Raw genomic sequence first — 21,824 nt, forward strand, 5'->3', positions numbered from 1 at the left:
TGCCAAGTGGTTAGAAGCCCGCGTTTACGCCCACCGTGAAGGTGCGCGCCGAGGGGTAAGTCCCGAAGTCGATGCCGGTGGCCCGCACACCGTCGCCGAGTGAGTTGCTGTTGGTGCCCTGCTCGGGGTCGAGGCCGGTGTACTTGGTGAAAGTGAGCAGGTTCTGCACGCTGGCGTAGAAGCGCACCGACGAGATGTGTAGCGGCGCAAGCAGCTTGTCGCCGAAGGTGTAGCCAAGCTGCACGTTCTTGAGGCGCAGGTAGGAGCCGTCCTCCAGGTAGCGGTTGGAGGGCTGCTTGTTGTTGGTAGCGCCGGTCCAGGACAGGCGCGGGAACTGGCTGGTGCTGCCCTCGCCGGTCCAGTAGTTGGTGGCGGCGCGCTCGGTCAGGTTGAAGGCCCGGTAGAAGCCCTCGATGTCGGTGTTGACTTGGTTGTAAATCTTGTTGCCGTGAATCCCTTGGAAGAACACGCTCAAATCGATGCTTTTCCAGCGCACGTTGCCGGTCAGGCCGTACGTCAGCGTCGGAATCGGGCTGCCCACGAAGGTGCGGTCGTAACCATCAATCACGCCATCGGGCACGCCGTCCGGCCCGCTGAGGTCCTTAAATTTCACGTCGCCCGGCTGCACGCCCGGCCCCTGGTAGGCGTGGGTGAACACCTCCTGGGCGTTCTGAAAAATGCCGTCGGTTTGGAGCAGGTAGAACGCGCCTACCGGCTGGCCCACCGCCGTAAGCGTGGCGTAGTAGTTGTTGTCGATGCGCCCGCCCACGATGGGTTGGGCCTGCCCCAGCGAAATCACCTCGTTGCGCAGCGTGGCCATGTTGCCGGTCACCCCATAGCTCCAGTCCTTGCCGATGCTGTTGCGGTAGCTCAGCTCCACTTCCAGGCCCTGGTTGCGGATGTTGCCGGCGTTACTGGGCGGGTTGCCCGCGTTGCCGGCGCTGCTGGGCAGCGGCAGGTTGAGCAGCACCCGCGAGGTATTCTTCACGAAGTAATCCACCGTGAGCTGCAGCGCGCCTTTCAGCAGGCCCACGTCGAGGCCCACGTCCGACTGCGTGCTGGTTTCCCAGCGAATAAGCGGGTTGCCCTTCGACACGATGCTCAGCCCCAATGTAGAGGTGCCGCCGAAGGGATAATAGCCCGTGCTGCCCACCAGCGAGGCATACGGGTAGTTGCCGATGGCCGAGTTGCCCAGCTGGCCCACGCTGGCCCGCAGCTTCAGCTGCGACAGCACCGCGAGGTTGCTCATGAAGCTTTCCTGCATGATGTTCCAGCCCAGCGAGCCCGAAAAGAACGTCTGCGTCCGGTTGCCGGGCAGGAACTGCGAAGAGCCGTCGGTGCGGAAGTTGAAGCTGGCCAAGTAGCGCCCTTCGTAGTCGTAGCCCAGCCGCCCAAAGGCCGACAGCAGCGCGCTGTGCGCCTCGTTGCCGCCGTTCTGCTGAATGCCGGTGCCGCTGTCCAGGTACTGAAAATTGGGGGTCTGGTCCACGTAGCCGCGCCGCGAAGCCGACAGTGACCGCACGTTGTTCTTAATGGCCTCAGTACCCAGCAGGAAGTTGAAGGTGTGCTTGCCCAGCAGCAGGTCGTAAGTAGCGGTGTTGGTCCAGTTGTAGTTGAATTCGTTGGTGTTGGACTGCCCCAGCTGCGGCGGCGAGTTGAAAGCCCGGTCGATGCCGAACGTCTTGAAAAACTGCTTGAAATCGGTGATGCGGAACGTCACACCGTAGTCGGAGCGAATGTGCAGCCGCTCGATGGGCGTGATTTCCACGTAGGCATTGCCCAGCAGCGCGTAGCGGTAGAAATTGCGGTCGGCCGCATCGGCCAGCGCCACCGGGTTGATGCCATCGCCGAAAAAGGCCGCGCCGCTGGTGCCATCGGGCAGCTTGGGCAAGTCCACGAACTGGCCCTGGTCGTTATAAACCGGCGTGGCCGGCGTCCGGAACAGGGCGTAGCGCACCACACTGGCCCCCGGGTTGCCATCGCCAAAACCGTCGCCCGAGGTACCCACCTGCCGGGTTTTCGAGTACGACAGGTTGGCGTTGGTGCCCACCTTCACGTATTTCGACAGCGTGCTGTTCACCGCCGTGCGCAGATTGTACCGGTCGTACGACGAGTTCTGAATCAGACCATCCTGCTTTAGGTAGCTGCCGGACACGATGTACTGCGAGTTATCGCCACCGCCGCTCACGTCGGCCTGCACGTTGTACTGCTGGGCCGGCTTCAGCACTTCTTTCAGCCAGTTCACATCGGGCAGGGTGGCGGCCAGCGCGGCCGGAATCTGGTCGCGGCCGTCGTTTTTCGCCGCCACGTTGTAGGCGTTCACGTACTGGCCGGTGTTGGCCATTTTGATGAGGTTCGACGCCGTTTGCACGCCCGTGTAGGCGCTCAGGGTCAGGCGGGGCTTGCCGGTTTTGCCGCGCTTGGTGGTCACAATCACCACCCCGTTGGAGGCGCGCGCGCCATAAGTGGCTGCCGCCGCCGCATCCTTCAGAATGTTGATGCTCTCGATATCATTGGGCGAAATCTGGTTGATGCCGTCCTTGGTCGGCACCCCATCAATGATGTAGAGCGGGTCATTATCATTAATGGTACCCACGCCCCGAATTCGCACGGAAATATTCTCGCCCGGCGCGCCGGTGGCCTGCGTGATGGCCACCCCGGCCGCCTTGCCCTGCATAATTTGGGCCACGCCCGTCACCGGAATGCTGTTGATGTCGCGCTGGTCAATCTGCGACACGGCTACTGTTACGTCGGATTTTTTCTGGCTGGTGTAACCCAGCACCACCACTTCTTCCAGCGCCTTCACGTCGGTTTGCATGGCCACATTCACCGTGGTGCGGCCTTGCAGGGCCACTTCCTGCGTCACAAAGCCAATGGCCGAAATTACCAGTGTGGCATCCGCATCGGGCAGGCTGAGGGTGAAGTTGCCGTCGGCATCGGTGGTGGTGCCGTTGGTCGTGTTTTTCACCAGTACCGTCACGCCGGGAATGGGCGCTTTGTCGGGGCCAGTCACCTGGCCGCGTACCGTTACGGCCTGGGGGCTCGTGGCCCCGGCCGTTTCCCAGTTGGACGCACTGGGTCCGTTGTTGCCCCCAATCGATTGCAGGTTGGGGGCGGAAAGCTTGGGCATCGAGATGACGTACATATTGCGGTCCGTCTTCTCGATACGCAGGCCACTCACGGTCACGGCATAAGTCAGCTTTTCCTCCCAGCTGCGAAACGTCATCGCATCAAGGTTAACGACCTTATCCCGAACCAACTCGCTGCGGTACAGGAAGTAGGCATGATGCACCGTCTTCATTTCCTGCAACAGGCTTTCCAGCGAAGTACTCCGAACAGTCGTCCGGCCAGCCGCCGGCTCCGGCTGTTGCGGGGCTTTGAGCATGGCCATGAGCGGGCGCTGCGCCTGCGCGTGGGCGGTGCTAAGACTACCGGCCAGCAATAGCGGCAGCAGCTTTAGCGAATGAGTAAAAAGTGCCATAGGTGGGAATTCTAGAGGCGGAGAATAGAACGAAGGCAAAGGCAGCAGAGCCGCAAAATCAGTTGAGCCAGACGTGGTTGCCCTCGCGGCGCACACTCACATCCAACGACTTGCTAAAGGCATTTAGCAGCACGTCCACGTCGTGGTTGGGCACCGAGCCGGTGAGCTTCTGCTGGCGCAGGGCCGGGTTGCCCACCGTGATTTCGAGGCCGTAGGTGTCTTCCAGCAGCGTAATAATCTCGGCTACCGGCGTATCGTTGAAATCCAGGTGCCCGGTGGTCCAGGCGGCGTACAGCGTGGGGTTCACTACCCGCTTGGCCAGGGGGGCCTGCGGGGCAGCGGGGCGGTATTCCACCAACTCGCCGGGCTTCATCAGCACTTCCTCGGTGCGGCCGGCGTGCTGGTGCCGCAGCTGCACCTGGCCCGATTTTAGCACCACTTTGGCCTGGCCCGGCCGGTTCAGCACGTCGAACTGCGTGCCCAGCACGGCCACGTCGAGCGGCCCGGCATGCACCGTGAATTTCACGTTGGCCGGGGCGGCAGCCACTGCTTTCAGCCGCGCCGGGGCCGTGTGGCGCACGGCAAAAAACGCCTCCCCCGCCAGCCATACTTCGCGGGCGTGGCCCGGCTGCCAGGTGGTAGCCAGCTTCAGCACCGAGTTGGCGTTCAGGGTCACGCGGGAGCCGTCGGGCAGCGTTACCTCGCGGTGCTCGCCGGCGTGGGTTGTGTAGCTGGTCCAGGCCGGAGCGGTGGGTGTAGCATGTTGCCAAAGGCCCACGCCGGCGAAGCCCAGCGCTAAAGCCGCCACGGCCGCGCCGGCCCAGCGCCGGGCGCGCCGGCCCACGCGCAGCGCTGGCTGGGCGCGGGGCACCACCGGCGGGTGCATGGCATGCCACAGCTTGGCGGCTTCTTCCTTTTTCAGGGCCTCGGGCAGGGGCTGCGGCTGGCGAGTGGCCAGCAGTTGCAGCACTGCCACGGCTTCATCAAACTCGGACTGCTTAGCCGGGTGCTGCACAATCCAGGCGCGCCAGAACTGCACAGCGTCAGCGTCGTGCCCAATCACAAACGATTGAAACGACTCGTCAGCCAAAAAATCCTCGGTCGAGTAAGCGGCGTATTTCATAAGCAGATGGTTGAGCGGGGCAGCGGCTCAGTGCCGCTTTTTGCTGCCGGGCGGGTAGTCGCGGGCAGCCCCATTCATCTCCATCACGGCCGATGTGGCCGTTTATACTCATCCCCACCAAAAAAAAATTTCGACGCCCCTTATTCTCCGGATTTTAGGAGGCTGCCCGGATTACTTTGCCAGCATCAAAACCAGCATCAAAGCCAGTACCATCATCTTGCGCAATGTTTGCAAAGCATTGAAAACCAGGTTTCTGACTGATTGCGTATTCAACGACATCACCTCGGCGATGCGCTCGTAGGAAAACCCATCAAAAAATTTCAGGTATAAGGCCTCGCGCTGCCGCTTCGAAAGCTTGTTGAGGGCGGCCAGCAGCCGGGCGCTTTGCTCGGCGTCACCCTGCTGGGCAATCAGGAATTCCTCGTGCGAATACGTCACCTCGAACGAGTCGGTGTAGGTGGGCAGCAGGTGGCGGTGCTGCCGCAGCAGCTTGGTTTCGTCGCCCAGATGCCGGCGCAACGCCTTGAATAAGTACGCCTTCACCACCTGTACGGCCCGCAGCCCCTCCCGCCGCCGCCACAGCTTTTGAAACAGATTCTGGATGCAGTCTTTCACCAGTTCCTCGTCGCCGGTCAGCTTCAGGCCATAGTGGTACAGCGCATCGTAGTAGGTTTCGAACAGTATAGCCAGGGCGCGGGCCTCTCCCCCTCGAAAGGCGTTCCAAAGCTCCGCGCTATTCTCTTCGGTCACCGTCGGCAAGGAATTGGGGGTTATCTGGAAGCTGTTTGAATTAAGTACAAAAGCGGCAAAGATGCGTCTCTGCCCCGTGGCCAGCTAACGCAAACAGCCTCTTATTCAAAAGCGCACGCGCCACTAAAATATGTACTAAGGTGGGACTAATTATTTCGTGCCGCTACAGCTATACAATTGGGCCGGATAATCGGCCTTGCGCTTTGCCGGGCGCTTCAACCACCCGAACCGGGATTTCCCTTTCGGCATGGTACGCGGCCTAACCAGCCGCCCGCCTTCTGCATAGCATAAGAGCCGGGAAGCGCCGACCTGGGGGCCGTCGGGGAGGCGGCGGTGTGGCTCAAGCCCGTTGCCACGATTATCGGTTGTCGGTTATCCCCTAACCAGTCAGCCAAAAAGCAAAAACCCCATTCCTGGCTCGGAAATGGGGTTTTTGCTTGAGTAGAGAGCGAGGGATTCGAACCCCCGGACCTGTTACAGTCAGCGGTTTTCAAGACCGCCGCAATCGACCACTCTGCCAGCTCTCTGGGTATACTACTCGTGCGCTGTGGTTGGTAAAGCAACAAAAAAGGCTTTTTCCAGCGCAGAAAAAGCCTTTTGTAGAGAAGGGGGGATTCGAACCCCCGATACCGTTGCCGGTATAACGGTTTTCGAAACCGTCGCATTCGACCACTCTGCCACCTCTCTATAAGGTTCCCCGAGTGATTGGGGAGTGCAAAAGTAGAAAGGAATGAGGAATGAAGAATGAGGAATGGAGAATTTTTCTTGAATTTTCTTCTATCGCCCTCAAAACCAATTCCTCATTTTTCATTCTTCCCTTTCAGTTGCTCTTCCAGCATCTTGCGGCGGCGGCCGGTCACGGCATCCATGCTCACGTTCACCTCAAACCCGATAATCAGGGTCATGCACACAAATTCGAGCCAGACCATGAAGCCCACCAGCGCCCCGATGGAGCCGTAGAAATGGTTGTAGGAATCGAAAATCCGAACGTAAAGCGTGAACAGAAAAGACACCAGAAAAATGAGCAGCGTGGCCACAATGGCCCCGACCGACACCAGCGGCCACTTATCATGAACGGGCGGCACGAAGTAGTAAATCACGCAGGTGGTGCTCAGAAACAGCCCCAGCAATGAGCCGTAGCGGATGAGCGTAAGCACCAAATCGGTGAACCGCTCGGGCACGATTTCATAGAACACCAGCCCATCGATGAGGTAAGTGCCGAAGAAGATGCCCGCGATGGACAGCAGCAGAATCAGCGCCAATACAAATGTTAACGCCGTGGCAATCATGCGCTTGCGCAGGTAGCTGCGATGCTTGAACCACGGGTATTTTTTTTCGAAGGCATCGAGCAGGGCCATGATGCCGTTGGAGCTGAGCACCAGTGCGGTACCGAAACCGAAGGAGAGCAGGCCGCCGTGCGGGATGTTCACGATGTCCTCGATGGTGGAGGCGGTGGCAGCGTACAGCTCGCGGGGCATAAAATCGGCCAGGAACTGGAGAATGTCCACGTTCAGGTTCGGCACGGGGATATACGGAATGAGCGTAAACAGGAAAATAATGGTCGGGAACAGCGCCACCGTGAGGTTGAAAGCCATGTAGGCGGCGCGCTTCTCCAGCGAGTCGAGCCGCAGCTCGTGCAGGATGCGGTCAAGCACGTCGTAGAGCGAGGCATGGCCGCCGGGCAGCCGCAGCCGCTTCAGGCCCACAATGACGCGCCGGTACGGCCGTTGCTGGCGCACATCGGGGAAACGGGCACGGCGAATGGCGGCGGGAGCTTTCACTTAGTCAGTGAGCAGTGAGCAAGAGAATACTTTCGGACTGATTTCCGGCAGCTTCAACTTCCCGCAAAGTACGGGGCCAGCTTTTCAGTTACCTCGGCGGGCACCGGCACGGGCCGCCCGATGGCCAAGCGCATGAACACCATCAGGGTGTGGCCTTCGGTGAGCAGTTCCTGGGCTTCGTTGTACACTTCGTATTCGAACAACACGCTGGCCCCCCGGGCGGGTTTCCGAATCAGCAGGCGCACCGTGAGCAGGTCGTCGTAGCGGGCGGGGCGGCGAAACCGGGTGCCCATCTCCACTACCGGCATTCCTATGCCGGTGGCCTCAAGGGCCTTGTACGAGAAGCCCAGGTCGCGGAAGGCCTCGGTACGCGCCACCTCGAAGTACGCCGCGTAGTTGCCGTAGTAGACGTAGCCCATCTGGTCGGTTTCGGCGTAGCGCACGCGGATTTGGGTGTCGGAAGAATACATACCTTTTACCTTAACAGAACGTCATGCTGGGCGGTCGAAGCATGACGTTCTCTTTATTTGATGCCTGCTCTATTTAAAGCCGCCTGGTAGCGCCGCGCGTTCATAATGTGCTCCTTCTCATTCGTAGCGAAGGCGTGGTAGCCGCTGAAATCTTCCTTGGCGCAGAAGTAGAGGTAGTTGTTGCTCTCCGGTTTCAGCACCGCGTCGATGCTGGCGATGCTGGGCAGGTTGATGGGGCCGGGCGGCAGGCCGGCGTACTTGTAGGTGTTGTAGGGCGAGTCCTTTTGCAGATGCACGTTGAGCACGCGCTTGATGGTGAAGTCGCGGTTGGCGTACACCACGGTGGGGTCGGCCTGCAGCTTCATGCCGCGCTTGAGACGGTTGAGGTAGACGCCGGCGATGCGGGGACGCTCGTCGGCGTGCTGCTGCTGCTCGGCTTCCACAATGCTGGCCAGGGTGCTCACCTGGGCGCGGGTGAGGTGCAGCTTTTCGCGCTCGGCGTCGCGGGCGGGAGTCCAGAACTTCTCGTACTCCTTTTTCATGCGCTGCATGAGGTTGGTGGCCGTGGTGTTCCAGTATAGCTCGTAGGTGTTCGGAATGAACATGCTGAGCACGGTAGTGGTGTCAAAGCCCAGGCTGCGGGTGTAACTGGGGCTGGCCAGCAGCGAGTCGATGGTGGCGGGCCGGGCGTCAATCTGGGTCGAGAGCTTGTCGGCCAGCTCGCGGCGCAGGCGCACGTTGGTGAACGTGAGCTTAAGCGGCGACTGGATACCGGCCTTCAACACGTTGATGAGCTGGCGATTGGTGAATCCGTCCTTCAGCTCGTAGCGGCCGGGCTTGACGTGGGCCGGGTACTTCATAAGCTTGGCCACAAAGTGCAGCGAGAGCTTATCAACCACGGTGCCGGTGGCATCGATGGTTTTCAGAGCGGCCTGCCAGTCGTCGCCGCGATGCACGATGACGTAGGTCGGCTTGCCCTTTGTTTCGATGTTGGCGGTGAAGAACACCTGGTAGAAATAGTAGGAGAAGCAGACCAGCGCGAGCGTGAAAACGACGCTCACGGTGGCCCAGCGGCGGCGGCGCTTCAGGGCTTGGTCGCGGTATTCGATGGCCGACTTTTTGGCGGGTTGGGACATGGGAGTTAAAAAGGGAATCGGGGGAGCGGCGCCAAAAGTACGAAGGGCGGCAACCGGAAGGCGCGGGCGGCGTTGGAGTTGTTTCGTTTCGGCCGGACGTAGTACCTTGCCCGCGCCTTTGGCCCGGCGGGTTGCCCGCCGCCGAAGGCCGTGGCCGCCGCGCCACCGCATTACGTCTCTAATTTATTAACCATCAGCCGTATCCATGCCCGCCACCCTTCTCCGCATCCATCCCGAAAATCCGCCGCAGAGCCGCATTCAGCAAGCCGTTGACGTATTGCGTAAGGGGGGAGTCATTATTTACCCCACCGATACGGTCTATGGCATCGGCTGCGACGTGACCAATGCCAAAGCCGTAGAAAAAGTCTGCCGCATCAAAAAGCTCTTTCCCGAAAAGGCCAACCTGAGCTTCATCTGCTACGACCTGTCGCATATTTCCGACTACGCCCACGGCATCACCACGGAAACCTACAAAGTCATCAAAAAGGCGCTGCCTGGCCCATTCACGTTTATTTTTGAGGCCAGCGCCAACGCGCCCCGCTTCGGCGGCACCAAGCGCAAAACCGTGGGCATCCGCGTGCCGGATAACCAGATTATCCGCCAGCTGGTGAAGGAGCTCGGCAATCCCATCGTGAGCACCTCGGTGCGCGAGGACGAAAATACTATCGACGAGTACGTGACCGACCCAGACCTGATTTTCGAGAAATACCGCCTGCTGGTGGACCTCGTGATTGACGGCGGCTTCGGCGGCAACGTCCCCAGCACCATCATCGACTGCACCAACGACGAGTTCGAGCTGGTGCGCCAGGGCGCGGGCGACATTGAGCAGTATTTGTAAAAGGCTTGGGTTGACCCAGCCACTTCCAAAATAAAAAAACCGGCCCGCACAGGCCGGTTTTTTTGTGGGCCGAACCAAGATAAATCAGTCCCGGCATCCCGCCCTCAAGACTCAACCTTCCTTTTGTGCTTCCAGCGGCGGTGCGTCCACAAATACTGCTCGGGCGAGGCGCGCATGTCCTTTTCCAGCTGCCGGGCGAAGGCTTCGGTGATGGGGAATGTGCCGGCGGGCGCGCCTTTCGTGGCCCGGCCATCGGGCAGCTCGGTGAAGGTGACTTCGTAGTAGCCGCGCCGCACGCGGCGGATGCCCACGTAAAGCACGGCGCAATCGAGCTGCACGGCCAGGCGGTCGGCGCTGGTATAAAAGCTGGTGTCCTGATGCAGGAAATTGGTCCAGTAGGGTTTGTCTTCGGGGCCGGCCGCCTGGTCGGTAAGCAGACTGAGGGTGCGGCCTTCGCCCCGGTGGGCCACCAAATAACGTAGCGTGGCCAGCATGGGCACAGCATCGGCCCCGAAGCGGGTGCGCAGTCGGCGCATCAGGGTTTCAAAAAACAGATTATTCAGCGGCTTGTACACGCCGGCGGCCCGGCCGGGAAACTCCAGTGCCGCGCCGTTCAAAATCCACTCCCAGTTGCCCATGTGCGAGCCCAGGGAGAGCACGAACCGGCTTTCAGCAAAATGATTCGTCATCAACTCCGGGTTGGTGAAGCGCATGCGCCGGGCTAGGTCTGTGGGCGAAATGGCGGCCAGCTTCAGAATTTCGACTACCACTTGAGCAAAATGCCGGTAGAACGCCTTGCCGGTACGCTCGATTTCGGCCGGCGTTTTCTCCGGGAAAGAGTTGCGCAGGTTTTCCGTAACCACGCGCCAGCGGTAGCGCACCACGTAGGCCAGCAGAAAATAAATACCCTCCGCAACTACATACAGCACCGCCAGCGGCAGGCGCGCCAGGCCCAGCAGCAGCCACCACAGCGGCTCGAAGTACCAGGCGTAGGGCCGGCCGGTGGTGGCCGTATTTCCTTTCGTGGCCATGCTTAGCGGGGCACGGCGGCCCCGGCGGGCGCGTATTCGGCGGCGGAGTGCTCGCCAACGGCGCGGTGGCCGGCCAGCAGCGTCTTGTTGCCGGGGCCGCCGTACACTTCCACAAACAGCGTGAACGGGCCATCGGGCAGCGGCCCCATTGGCAGCTGCCCGGCGATGCTGGTGGGACGGCCACTTTGGGGCGTGAGAGTGGCATCAGCGTCGGCCGCCGAGCCGTCGGGCGTGGTGAGGTGATAGTGTACGCGCAGTGCCTGACCCACGGGCGCGTTGTGCAATTCGGTATAGAAGAAGACGTTATCCGCGCCCCGGCCGTAGCTGCCGCCGGGCGCACGGGTGAGGCGGTAGCCGCCCCGGGCAAAATTATCGTCGCCCCCGCTGCGGGCGGCGGGGCGCGAAAGCAACACCACATCGGTCAGAAACGGGCCGGCGGGCGCTTCCAGCACCAGCGGCTTTTCGACGGTGGTTTCGCTACCCGTGGTGCGGTATTGGTCCTTCACGGTGCCGCGCAGGGTGTATTTACCATCGGGTAGCATGATGCGCTTGAGGAAGCTCTGCGGGTTTTTGATGGCGATGGTGGTGTCGGTGAGCACCGGCGGCTTCAGCGTGATGACTTCATGATAAGCGGAGGTGCCGTCGGCTTTCAGAATGTCGAGCGTGACGAGGGCCGACGACTGAAATGCCTTGGGAGCCCGCTGCCGGTACATGAGCAACTGCGTGGGCACGGTCACATATATTTCCACTTCGGCTCCCTTTTCCACTTTGTTCAGGTTGCGAAAACGGGCCACGTCGAGCAGCAGCTGCGGCGGGCCGGCCTGAGCGGCCAGCGTGGTGAGGGCAACGAGTAAAGTCAGGAGGTAGCGCATGGGGCAAAAGTACGGCGGAGGAGTGTGGAGCAGAGATAGCAGAACAACAGAACGTCATGCTGAGCTTGCCGAAGTATCTCTACCGCATCAGTAATCAAGACGATTCAACAAAGCGGTAGCGATGCTTCGACTGCGCTCAGCATGACGTTCACCAAAGCCACTGGCAAACATTTATCGTGCCGGTGCGTTTAGGCTCCGATATGCGCGCACCGCTGGCCTTCTTTCTGGGAATACTGATGCTGCTGGGCAGCTTCGTGCCCGAGAATGACCTGGGCGAGCTGGCCAAGCTGCCGCAGCTGGTTGAGCACTACGAATACCACCATTCGGCCGCGGGCGGCGGGCTGAATTTCGGCCAGTTCATTGCGGAGCATTACGGCGCGGGCACGAAGCACTACGCGGGCTGCACGCTTTCGCCCCGCCACCAGCAAGACCACCACAACCTGCCCCTACGCTGCCACCACGGCTGTGGTACGGTGAGTTTTGTGGTGGTGGCCGCGACGCGGCTGGTGTTCGTGGCCCGGCCCGAAACGGCCGTGGTGCGGGCCTACCGCGCCACCGTTGCGCCACGCTACGCCTTCCGCTTCAGCGCTTCGCTGGGCCAGCCGCCCCGAGCCTAGCCTACCCGCGCCCCCGGACGCAGTGTGCCCGTGCCGAATACCGGCTCCGGCCCCGAAATCCGGCCCCCTCCCCTCTCTTATTGGATTTTTAGCGCCTCCCGGGCCGGCCACTGGCCGCGTTCGGGGCCGGCCGCATTGCACCGTATCGCATGATTTCGGCAATTATTAATTTCAGCATCCGCAACAAGCTGCTGGTGGGTTTGATGCTGGCCGGGCTGGTCGCTTGGGGCGTGTTTTCGGCCGCCAGCCTGCCGCTCGACGCCATTCCGGATGTCACCAACAACCAGGTGCAGGTCATCACCCAAAGTCCCGCGCTGGCGGCGCAGGAAGTCGAGCAGCTCATCACCGTGCCGCTCGAACTACAGCTGCGCACCATTCCCGGCGTCACGGAAATCCGGTCGATTTCCCGCTTCGGGCTGTCGGTGATTACCGTGGTGTTTGAGGAAGACGTGGACACCTACCACACCCGGCAGTTGGTGGCCGAGAAGCTCAAGGTGGCCGAGGCCGACTTAGGGCAGGGCATCGGCTCGCCGGGAATGGCGCCCATCACCACCGGCCTGGGCGAGATTTATCAGTACACCATCAAGGTCAAAAAGGGCTACGAGAAGCAGTACGGCCTGGCCCAACTGCGCGAGGTGCAGGACTGGCTGGTGAAGCGCCGCCTGGCTGGTGTGACCGGCGTGGTGGACGTGAGCAGCTTCGGCGGCTACGTGCGGCAGTACGAGGTGAGCGTGGACCCGGCCCGGCTGGCCGGTGCGGGCGTGAGCATGGCCGAGCTCTACGAAGCCCTGCAGGCCAACAACGGCAACGCCGGCGGCAGCTACCTGGAGCGCGGCCCGCGCGCGTTTTTCATTCGGGGCGAGGGCCGGGCCACGTCGTTGCAGGACATCGGCAACATCGTGGTGAAGCCTGTGGCCCGGCCCGGCCAGGGCGGCGCGCCGCTGCTGGTGCGCGACGTGGCGGCCGTGCGCTTCGGCCACGCCGTGCGCTACGGGGCCATGGACCGCGACGGCCTGGGCGAAACCGTGGGCGGCGTGGTCCTCATGCTGAAGGGTGCGTCGTCGGAAGCCACCATCAAAAACGTGAAGGCGCGGGTGGCCGAAATCCAGCAAACGCTGCCCAATGGTCTGGAAATCGACCCGTTTCTGGACCGCACCAAGTTGGTGGACAAGGCCATTCATACCGTGGTGAAAAACCTGATTGAGGGCGGCGTTATCGTGGTGCTGGTGCTGCTGTTGCTGCTCGGCAACCTGCGGGCCGGGCTGGTGGTGGCGGGCATGATTCCGCTGTGCATGCTCTTCGCGCTGGGCATGATGCGGACCTTCGGCGTGTCGGCTAACCTAATGAGCCTGGGCGCGTTGGACTTCGGCCTCATCGTGGACGGGGCCGTAATTATCGTGGAGGCCGTCATCGCCCACCTGTTGCACGAGCGCCTCAAAGCGGCCCACGAAACAATGGACGACATCACCGAGGGCGTGACCAACCGGCTCATGAAATCGGCCCTGTTCGGTCAGCTCATCATCCTGATTGTGTACCTGCCGATTTTGTCGCTCACCGGTATCGAGGGCAAGATGTTCCGCCCCATGGCCCTCACGGTGAGCTTCGCCATTCTGGGGGCCATGATTATGTGTTTGACCTACGTGCCGGCCGTCACGGCTTGGGCCTTGAAGAAGAATGTGAGCGAAAAGCCCAACCTAGCCGACCGCATCGTGGGCTTTCTGCACAAGCTGTACGACCCCATTATTCGAGCGGCGTTGGGGGCGCGCTGGCTGGTGGTAGGCGTGGCGCTGGGGCTGCTGGCATTGGGCGGCTTCGTGTTTTCGCGGCTGGGCGGCGAGTTTATTCCGCAGCTCGATGAGGGTGATTTCGCCATGAACGTAACGCTCGCGCCGGGCTCTTCTTTAGATGAAAGCATCTTGCTTACGTCTCGGATTCAGCGCATTCTGAAGAGTAAATTTCCGGAAGTCATTCAGGTGGTGGGCAAAATCGGCACTTCTGAAATCCCCACCGACCCGATGTCGCTGGAAGATTCGGACCAGATGATTATCCTGAAAGACCACGCCGACTGGACTAGCGCCAGCACCCGCGAAGAGCTGGCAAATAAGATGCAAGCCGCCCTGGCCGGCGTGCCCGGCGTGAGCCTGGAGTTTCAGCAGCCCATCCAGATGCGGTTTAACGAGCTGATTTCGGGCGTGAAGTCGGACGTATCGGTGAAGATTTACGGCGACGACCTCGACGTGCTGAAAGCCAAGGCCGATGAGGCCGCCGCACTCATTGCCCCGCTGCAAGGCGTGGGCGACATCAAAGTGGAGCAAATCATTGGCCTGCCCCAGCTGCGCGTGACCTACGACCGCGCCAAGCTGGCCCAGTACGGCCTGCGCGTGATGGACCTCAATACCCTGCTGCAAACCGCCTTCGCCGGCCAGACCACCGGACAGGTCTACGAAGGCGAGCGCCGCTTCGACCTCGTGCTGCGTCTTGACTCGCTGCACCGACGAGGCCCCGACGACCTCAACCAGCTTCTGGTGTCGCTGCCCGACGGCAGCCAGATTCCTCTGGCAGAAGTGGCCACCGTGGCCCTTAAACCGGCCCCGGCCCAAATCTCCCGCGACGACGCCCGCCGCCGCGTCAATATCGGCGTGAACGTGCGGGGCCGCGACGTGCAAAGCCTCGTGCAGGACATTCAGGGTAAGTTGAAAAGCGGCCTGCGCCTGCCGCCCGGCTACAGCATCGTGTACGGCGGCCAGTTCGAAAACCTGAACCACGCCAAGGCCCGCTTAGCGGTGGCCGTACCGGTCTCCTTGGTACTGATTTTCATGCTCTTGTTCCTGGCTTTCCGTTCGGTAAAGGAGGCGTTGCTGATTTTCACGGGCATCCCGCTGGCGGCCATTGGCGGGGTGTTGGCGCTGGGCATCCGGGGCATGCCATTCAGCATCTCGGCCGGCGTGGGCTTTATCGCGCTGTTTGGCGTGGCGGTTTTGAACGGCATCGTACTGGTGGCCAGCCTGAACGAATTGGCCACGGCCGGCGTGAATAAAATCCGGGAGCGGGTGCTGCGCGCCACCGAGGAGCGGTTCCGGCCGGTGCTGCTCACGGCCTCGGTGGCCTCGCTGGGCTTCCTGCCGATGGCCCTCTCCGGCTCGGCCGGCGCTGAGGTGCAGAAGCCACTGGCCACGGTGGTTATTGGCGGGCTGATTACGGCTACGCTGCTTACGCTGGTGGTGCTGCCGGTGCTCTACACATTCTTTATGAAAGACGATGAGCCCAGTCCCGAAGTAGCCGCCGAGGAAGCCGAAGAGGCGAAAATCAAGGAGGAAACCGGCGGTGAGCCCGCCGCTGTAACTGATGAAAAATCGGATTCGTCGGAAAGCAAATCGAAGCCGGCTAACCAATCCAAAACCGAAGCTGAGCGCGTGGCCGAAGAAAAAGCAGAACTGGAAAAGAAGAAAGCCGAAGCCCCAAAACCGGCTAAGCCTGATGCGAAAGACACGGGCGCGACGGGAGTTTCCGCAGTGGTACTGCTGCTGGCCCTGGCGGCCCTGCTGCCCCATCACGCCCGCGCCCAAAAGGCCCCGACGGATGGGCCGCTCAGCATCTCGCAGGCCCTGAGCACCGGCCTGGCCCAGAGCCCGTTGGTGCAGTCAGCCAACCTACAGGCTCAGCAGCAGGCCGCGCTGGCCCGCACCGGTTTCGACCTGCCCCGGCTGGTATTCGACTATCAATACGGCCAGATTTCGGGCCCGCTGAACGACCACAGCTTCAACGTGCTGCAACAGTCGGCCTTCCCCACCGTGTACGGAGCGCAGCGCCAGGTGCTGCAAACCACGGCCCAGGCCGGTACCATCCGGGCCCGCGCCCAGCGCCGCGAGCTGAGCCGCAGCATCCGCTCGGGCTACTATAATTTGCTGGTCACCTACCGCCTCACGGCACTGTTGCGTCGGCAGGACAGCCTGTACCAGCGCGCCGCCCGGGCCGCCCGCATCCGCTACCAGGTGGGCGAAACCAACCGCCTGGAGCAGGTTTCGGCCGAAGCCCGCAGCCGCGAGTTGCAAAACCGCCTCGCCACCCTGCGCTCCGAGTTGCTGGTGCAGCGACGCCAGCTGGCCCTGCTGCTGGGCCAGCCCGGCCTGGCCAGCATCGACACCACGGCTAGCCCCCGCGCCGTGCTACTTGCCGCCGACACGGCCGCCCGCCCGCCCGCCACCAACCCTACGCTGGCCCTCTATCAGCAGCAGCTCACGCTTAGCCAGCAGCAAACCCAACTTGAAAAGCTCCGCCGCCTACCCGACCTGCGCGCCGGCTATTTCAACCAGAGCATCAATAAAGAGCGGGGTTTCCAGGTGGCCCAAGCCGGTATCGCGGTGCCGTTATTAGGAGGTGCCCAGCGCGCGCGCATTGCCGCCGCCAAAATCGGCGAGGAAGCCGCCCAGGTACAGCTGGCTTATGCCAACACGCAGTTTGGCACCCAGCTCAGCACCCTGCGCCAGCAGCTGGGGCGGGCGCAGGCCTCGCTGCTCTACTATGAGAACTACGGGTTGCCGCAAGCCCGTCTCATCCTCGACACGGCCGAGAAAACCTTCCGCGCCGGCGAAATCAGCTATGTGGACTATGTGGTGAATACCCAGCCCGCCTGGCAGATTCAGGAAGCTTATTACGAGCAGCTCAGGCAGTACAACGAGCTGGTGGCCAATGTCCAGGCCTTGGCCGGGGCGGATGCACCATGATTTCATTAACAGACAAAAAGACCGTCATGCTCATCCGGCGTCCGCGCAGCCGAAGCATCTCGCGTGCAGCAGTAATTCAACCGGCAGAATTAGTTGCGCGGTAGAGATGCTTCGGCTGCGCGGACGCCAGATGAGCATGACGCCTAAAATCATCAGAAAAACATCCCATGAAATTCCTTCCCTACGTCGCCCTCCTTCCCTTCCTCATCGCCTGCGGCAGCAAGGCCGAAAGCGCCGCCGACAAGCCCGCCCCGCCCCCACCCCGTGCGCCCAACGAGGTTTTCCTCTCCAGCGCTCAAACCCAGGCCGCCGGTATCGAGCTCGGCACCTTCGCCCGGCGCGACCTTGGCACCGAGGTGCAGGCCACCGGCCAGATTGACGTGCCACCTAGCCACCGGGTGTCCGTCACGGCCATTATGGGCGGGTATGTGCAGCAGCTTCCCGTGCTGCCCGGCCAGTTTGTGAAGCGCGGCAGCGTGCTCGCAACCCTGCGCAACCCAGATTACCTCAAGCTACAGCAGGACTACCTCCAGAGCAAGGCGCGCATCGTGTTCCTCCAGCAGGAAACTGCCCGCCAGCAAATTCTCAACGATGAGGACGTGGGAGCCCGCCGCAAGCTCCAGCAGGCCACCTCCGAGCTGCGCACCGAGCAGGCCGCCGCCGGCAGCCTCGCCGCCCAGCTCCGCCTCATCGGCCTGAACCCGGGCACCATCAGCGCCACCAATATCCGGCCCAGCGTGCCACTCATCGCGCCCATCGGCGGCTACGTGAAGGCCGTGCTGGTGAATCCCGGCCAGTTTGTGAACCCGCAGGACGTGCTCATTGAGTTGGTCGACCGTTCCGATTTGCACCTGGAATTAAAAGTTTTCGAGCGCGATATTGCCAAGGTGAAAGTGGGCCAGGACATTCTGTTCCGCGTGCCCGCCCAGGGAGCCAGCGCCCAGCCGCTGCCCGCCACCATCTTCCTCGTCGGCAAAGCCTTCGACGACGACGGCCGCACCGTGAGCGTCCATGCCCACCTGCACGACACCGGCCCCGATGCCGCCGCCACCGCCGCCCTGCTGCCCGGCCAATACGTCAGTGCCCGCATCCTCACCGGCCGCACCCCGCAGCGCACCCTGCCCGAAGACGCCCTTGTGCCCGGCGGCGAAGTCAGCTACGCCTACTACCAAATAAAATCCGACAGCAAGGGCAGCACCTTCCGCCGCTTCAGCCTCCGCCCCGGCGCTACCGACCAGGGCCAGGTAGCCGTGCGTTTGTTGGATAAATTGAGCGACACCACGCATCTGGTTGTGAAGGGCGCTTATTTTCTGGATGCCGAGCGGAGCAAAGGCCAGGGTGGCGACGAGTAGAGACGCATATTTGCGTCTCGTCGTTGAACGTTACCAGCGAACGAACCTCGTGCTATCTGTTCAATGACGAGACGCAAATATGCGTCTCTGCCCCCATGATTCTCCTCACCGAACTCCACTACCACCCGCCGGCTGCCCTCTTCGCCGCCCTCATCAATGCCGACGGCCTGTTACTGGAAGCCCACGAGCACTACCGCAAGCAAACCTTCCGCAACCGTTGCCTCATTCGAACGGCGCAGGGCGTGCAGCCCCTCACCATCCCGGTTATTGATGGCAACCGGGCCGAAAAGGTCAGTATTTCGGCCATCGAAATCGACTACCGGCAGAACTGGATTCACCGCCATTGGCGCACTTTGCAAACCGCCTACGGCAACAGTCCGTATTTTGAGTATTACGCCGACTATCTGCACGATATCTACGTAAGTAAGCCCGGACTGCTGTTCGATTTGAATCTGCAGTTTCTGCGCTTGTTGCTAAAGTGTTTCCGGCTCACGCTGCCGCTTGAATTCACTACCGAATACCACGCCCACTACCCCGCGCAACCTTCCTTAGAGAAGGCTGCTCTACTCACTATACCGACCAGCATCGCCGACCGGCGCGACTGGCTGACACCCAAAGCCACCCCCAAAACCGCAGAACCTGACACTCCGGCAGCCTCGGCGCTGGTACGGCCCTACCCGCAAGTGTTTGGCCCAGGTTTTGAGCCCGGCCTGAGCGTGCTGGACCTGCTCTTTTCGCAGGGTCCGGCCGCTGGAAGTTTTTTTATTGTGAGGTAAGCTTTAGCTTGCCGTCCGACGTAAGACGTGTCGTGAGCCGGCCGACGGCCTTATTTCCCACGGCAAGCTGAAGCTTACCGCACGTCGTCCGAACCTTCGCCCGAACCTGCTTGTTTTCAAGCGACACCGGCCCAACCCGTTATTCGTGTTTACTTGCCCGACGCGGGGCTTATTTGATTTTTCACTACGTTTATTGGCATGGAAGCTAAATTCTCAAACCGCGTCAAAGAGGTTATTTCCCTCAGTCGGGAGGAGGCCATCCGTCTCGGCCACGACTACATCGGCACCGAGCACCTGTTGCTCGGCATGATTCGCGAAGCCGAAGGCACTGCCCTCGGCCTACTGCGCAAGCTGGGCGTGAGCATTGATGAGCTGAAATTCTCGCTCGAACAGGCCACGCGCAATACCGCCACGCAGGGCACCAGCATCACCGGCTCGATTCCGCTCACCAAGCAGACCGAGAAGGTGCTGAAAATAACTTATTTGGAGGCTAAAATCTTCAAATCCGAAATCATCGGTACCGAACATCTCCTGTTGTCCATCCTGCGGGACGAAGACAACATTTCTTCCCAAATTCTCAGCAAATTCAACGTGAACTACGAAACTGTGCGCGACTCGCTGGATTACCACGGTAATGCCGGTTCTGCTCCGCAAAACCGTACGCCCGATACGGACGACGACGACAACGACAAACTCTTTGGCTCGTCGGGTCCCGGCGGGCGGGGCGCGGGCACCGGCGCTGGTGCCGGGGCCAAAAAGCCCGGCGAAAAATCGCGCACTCCGGTGCTCGACAACTTCGGCCGCGACCTCACCAAGCTGGCTGAAGACGACAAACTCGACCCCATTGTAGGTCGCGAAAAGGAGATTGAGCGAGTAGCTCAAATCCTGAGCCGTCGCAAAAAGAACAACCCTATCCTCATCGGTGAGCCCGGCGTGGGCAAAACGGCCATCGCCGAAGGCCTCGCCCTGCGCATCATCCAGAAAAAGGTAAGCCGCGTGCTCTTCAACAAGCGCGTCGTGACGCTGGATTTGGCTTCGCTGGTGGCCGGCACCAAGTACCGCGGCCAGTTCGAAGAGCGCATGAAGGCCGTGATGAACGAGCTGGAGAAGTCGCCCGACGTAATTCTGTTCATTGACGAGTTGCACACCATCGTGGGCGCTGGCGGCGCTTCGGGTTCGCTCGATGCTTCCAACATGTTCAAGCCGGCTTTGGCTCGCGGCGAGATTCAATGCATCGGTGCTACCACGCTGGATGAGTACCGCCAGTACATCGAGAAGGATGGTGCCCTGGCTCGTCGTTTCCAGATGGTGATGGTGGACCCCACCACGCCCGAGGAAACCATCGAAATCCTGCACAACATCAAGGACAAGTATCAGGACCACCACCACGTGGTGTACACCGATAAGGCCATTGAGCAGTGTGTGATGTTGAGCGACCGGTACATGTCTGACCGTTTCCTGCCGGACAAGGCCATCGACATTCTCGATGAGGCCGGTGCCCGCGTGCATATCAACAACATCGTGGTGCCCGAAGACATTCTCACGCTCGAAGAGCAGATTGAGAACATCAAAGGCGAGAAAAACCGCGTAGTGAAATCGCAGAAGTACGAGGAAGCCGCCAAGCTCCGCGACACCGAGAAGAAGCTGCTGGACCAACTCGAAACGGCTAAGAAAAGCTGGGAAGAGGAAACCAAGAAGAAGCGCTACACGGTGAAAGAGGAGAACGTGGCCGAGGTTATCGCCATGATGACTGGCATCCCCGTTTCGCGCGTGGCCCAGAATGAAAGCCAGAAGCTCCTCAACATGAACGAGGAGCTGCAAGGCAAAGTAATTGGTCAGGAAAAGGCCATCAAGCAACTGGTGAAGGCCATTCAGCGCACCCGCGTGGGCCTGAAAGACCCTAAGAAGCCGATTGGCTCGTTCGTGTTCCTCGGCCCCACGGGCGTGGGTAAGACGGAGCTGGCCAAGGTGCTGGCTACCTACTTGTTCGACAAGGAAGATGCGCTGGTGCGCGTGGATATGTCGGAATACATGGAAAAATTCAGCGTGTCGCGCCTGGTGGGCGCGCCTCCCGGCTACGTGGGCTACGAAGAAGGCGGCCAGCTGACGGAGAAAATCCGCCGCAAGCCGTACTCGGTTATCCTGCTCGACGAAATCGAAAAGGCGCACCCGGACGTGTACAACCTGCTCCTGCAGGTGCTAGACGACGGTATTCTGACCGACGGCCTCGGCCGCAAGGTGGACTTCCGGAACACCATCATCATCATGACCTCAAACATCGGGGCGCGTGATTTGCAGGATTTTGGCGCTGGTATCGGCTTTGGTACCAAGGCCCGTCAGGACAACTTGGACGAGCTGACCAAGGGCACCATCACCAACGCCCTGAAGAAGACGTTCTCGCCCGAATTCCTGAACCGCTTGGATGACGTTATTGTCTTCAACTCGCTGGACAAAAAGGATATTCACAAAATCATTGATATCAGCCTGGCCAAGCTCCTCTCGCGGGTTCAGGCCCTGGGCTACCGTGTCGAGCTGACGGAAGCCGCCAAGGACTTCGTGGCCGATAAAGGCTACGACCCCAAGTACGGTGCCCGGCCGCTGAACCGCGCCATCCAGAAGTACATCGAAGACCCGATTGCCGAGGAAATCCTCAAAGCCCAGGTGGTACACGGCGACGTTATCACCGCCGATTATACCGAAGGTGCCGAGGAATTGACTTTCGCCGTGAGCAAGAGCGGCGAGGTCCAGAACCTCGCCAGTGACGAGCGCCCCGCCGACAAGCCGGAAGCGCCCGATGCTGACACGAAGAAGTAAGTTGTAGCATAAGCATTGGCTTATGCCCGTTAGAAAAGGCCGGTTCCTGAAAAGGAGCC

14 protein-coding genes and 2 tRNA genes are annotated in these 21,824 nt (G+C 61.1%); 6 read left to right on the forward strand and 10 right to left on the reverse strand.

From position 1 onward, the window contains the following. Positions 1-10: 10 nt before the first annotated feature. The 8 genes from ACVWYF_RS12930 to mltG form a co-directional block, all read right to left on the reverse strand. Entirely contained in the window at positions 11-3,481 is a 3,471-nt protein-coding gene (locus ACVWYF_RS12930; RefSeq protein ID WP_457068592.1) for a SusC/RagA family TonB-linked outer membrane protein, read from the reverse strand. 58 nt (positions 3,482-3,539) lie between these two features. After that, positions 3,540-4,604 (reverse strand): FecR family protein, encoded by a 1,065-nt coding sequence (locus ACVWYF_RS12935; protein ID WP_457068594.1) that lies wholly within the window; start codon positions 4,602-4,604, stop codon positions 3,540-3,542. A 171-nt stretch (positions 4,605-4,775) separates the two neighbouring features. Continuing rightward, on the reverse strand, positions 4,776-5,354 hold the full coding sequence (locus ACVWYF_RS12940) for an RNA polymerase sigma factor (protein ID WP_457068596.1): 579 nt from the start codon (positions 5,352-5,354) through the stop codon (positions 4,776-4,778). A gap of 442 nt (positions 5,355-5,796) precedes the next feature. Beyond that, positions 5,797-5,881: transfer RNA gene (locus tag ACVWYF_RS12945), tRNA-Ser, on the reverse strand. 73 nt (positions 5,882-5,954) lie between these two features. Beyond that, a tRNA-Ser gene (locus ACVWYF_RS12950) sits at positions 5,955-6,041 on the reverse strand. Between the two features lie 113 nt (positions 6,042-6,154). Beyond that, on the reverse strand, positions 6,155-7,135 hold the full coding sequence (locus ACVWYF_RS12955; RefSeq protein ID WP_457068598.1) for a YihY/virulence factor BrkB family protein: 981 nt from the start codon (positions 7,133-7,135) through the stop codon (positions 6,155-6,157). Positions 7,136-7,188: 53 nt separating this feature from the next. Continuing rightward, positions 7,189-7,605: an acyl-CoA thioesterase gene (locus tag ACVWYF_RS12960; RefSeq protein WP_457068600.1), complete on the reverse strand. Its 417-nt coding sequence runs from the start codon at positions 7,603-7,605 to the stop codon at positions 7,189-7,191. A gap of 53 nt (positions 7,606-7,658) precedes the next feature. Next, positions 7,659-8,741 (reverse strand): endolytic transglycosylase MltG, encoded by a 1,083-nt coding sequence (gene mltG / locus ACVWYF_RS12965; protein ID WP_457068602.1) that lies wholly within the window; start codon positions 8,739-8,741, stop codon positions 7,659-7,661. Between the two features lie 205 nt (positions 8,742-8,946). Between mltG and ACVWYF_RS12970 the strand changes: the two genes are divergently transcribed. Beyond that, the gene (locus tag ACVWYF_RS12970) at positions 8,947-9,579 is read left to right on the forward strand and encodes an L-threonylcarbamoyladenylate synthase (RefSeq protein ID WP_457068604.1); all 633 of its coding nucleotides are present in this window, start codon (positions 8,947-8,949) and stop codon (positions 9,577-9,579) included. Between the two features lie 104 nt (positions 9,580-9,683). Here ACVWYF_RS12970 and ACVWYF_RS12975 read toward each other — a convergent pair whose 3' ends face one another. After that, positions 9,684-10,610 carry a lysophospholipid acyltransferase family protein gene (locus ACVWYF_RS12975; RefSeq protein WP_457068606.1) on the reverse strand — a complete coding sequence of 309 codons (927 nt, stop codon included), beginning with the start codon at positions 10,608-10,610 and terminating at the stop codon, positions 9,684-9,686. Between the two features lie 2 nt (positions 10,611-10,612). Continuing rightward, a complete protein-coding gene (locus tag ACVWYF_RS12980) occupies positions 10,613-11,482 on the reverse strand; it encodes a hypothetical protein (RefSeq protein ID WP_457068608.1) in 870 nt (289 codons plus the stop codon). 200 nt (positions 11,483-11,682) lie between these two features. Here ACVWYF_RS12980 and ACVWYF_RS12985 point away from each other — a divergent pair, with 200 nt between their 5' ends. The 5 genes from ACVWYF_RS12985 (at position 11,683) to ACVWYF_RS13005 (ending at position 21,765) form a co-directional block, all read left to right on the forward strand. Then, a complete protein-coding gene (locus tag ACVWYF_RS12985) occupies positions 11,683-12,099 on the forward strand; it encodes a hypothetical protein (RefSeq protein ID WP_457068610.1) in 417 nt (138 codons plus the stop codon). Positions 12,100-12,248: 149 nt separating this feature from the next. Next, positions 12,249-16,823: a CusA/CzcA family heavy metal efflux RND transporter gene (locus tag ACVWYF_RS12990; protein ID WP_457068612.1), complete on the forward strand. Its 4,575-nt coding sequence runs from the start codon at positions 12,249-12,251 to the stop codon at positions 16,821-16,823. Positions 16,824-16,990: 167 nt separating this feature from the next. After that, complete coding sequence (locus tag ACVWYF_RS12995; protein WP_457068614.1) at positions 16,991-18,175, forward strand: efflux RND transporter periplasmic adaptor subunit; 1,185 nt, start codon at positions 16,991-16,993, stop codon at positions 18,173-18,175. A gap of 95 nt (positions 18,176-18,270) precedes the next feature. After that, positions 18,271-18,951: a WbqC family protein gene (locus ACVWYF_RS13000; RefSeq protein WP_457068616.1), complete on the forward strand. Its 681-nt coding sequence runs from the start codon at positions 18,271-18,273 to the stop codon at positions 18,949-18,951. A 198-nt stretch (positions 18,952-19,149) separates the two neighbouring features. Beyond that, complete coding sequence (locus ACVWYF_RS13005) at positions 19,150-21,765, forward strand: ATP-dependent Clp protease ATP-binding subunit (RefSeq protein ID WP_457068618.1); 2,616 nt, start codon at positions 19,150-19,152, stop codon at positions 21,763-21,765. Positions 21,766-21,824: the final 59 nt, after the last annotated feature.

This window comes from Hymenobacter sp. UYAg731, assembly GCF_054061335.1.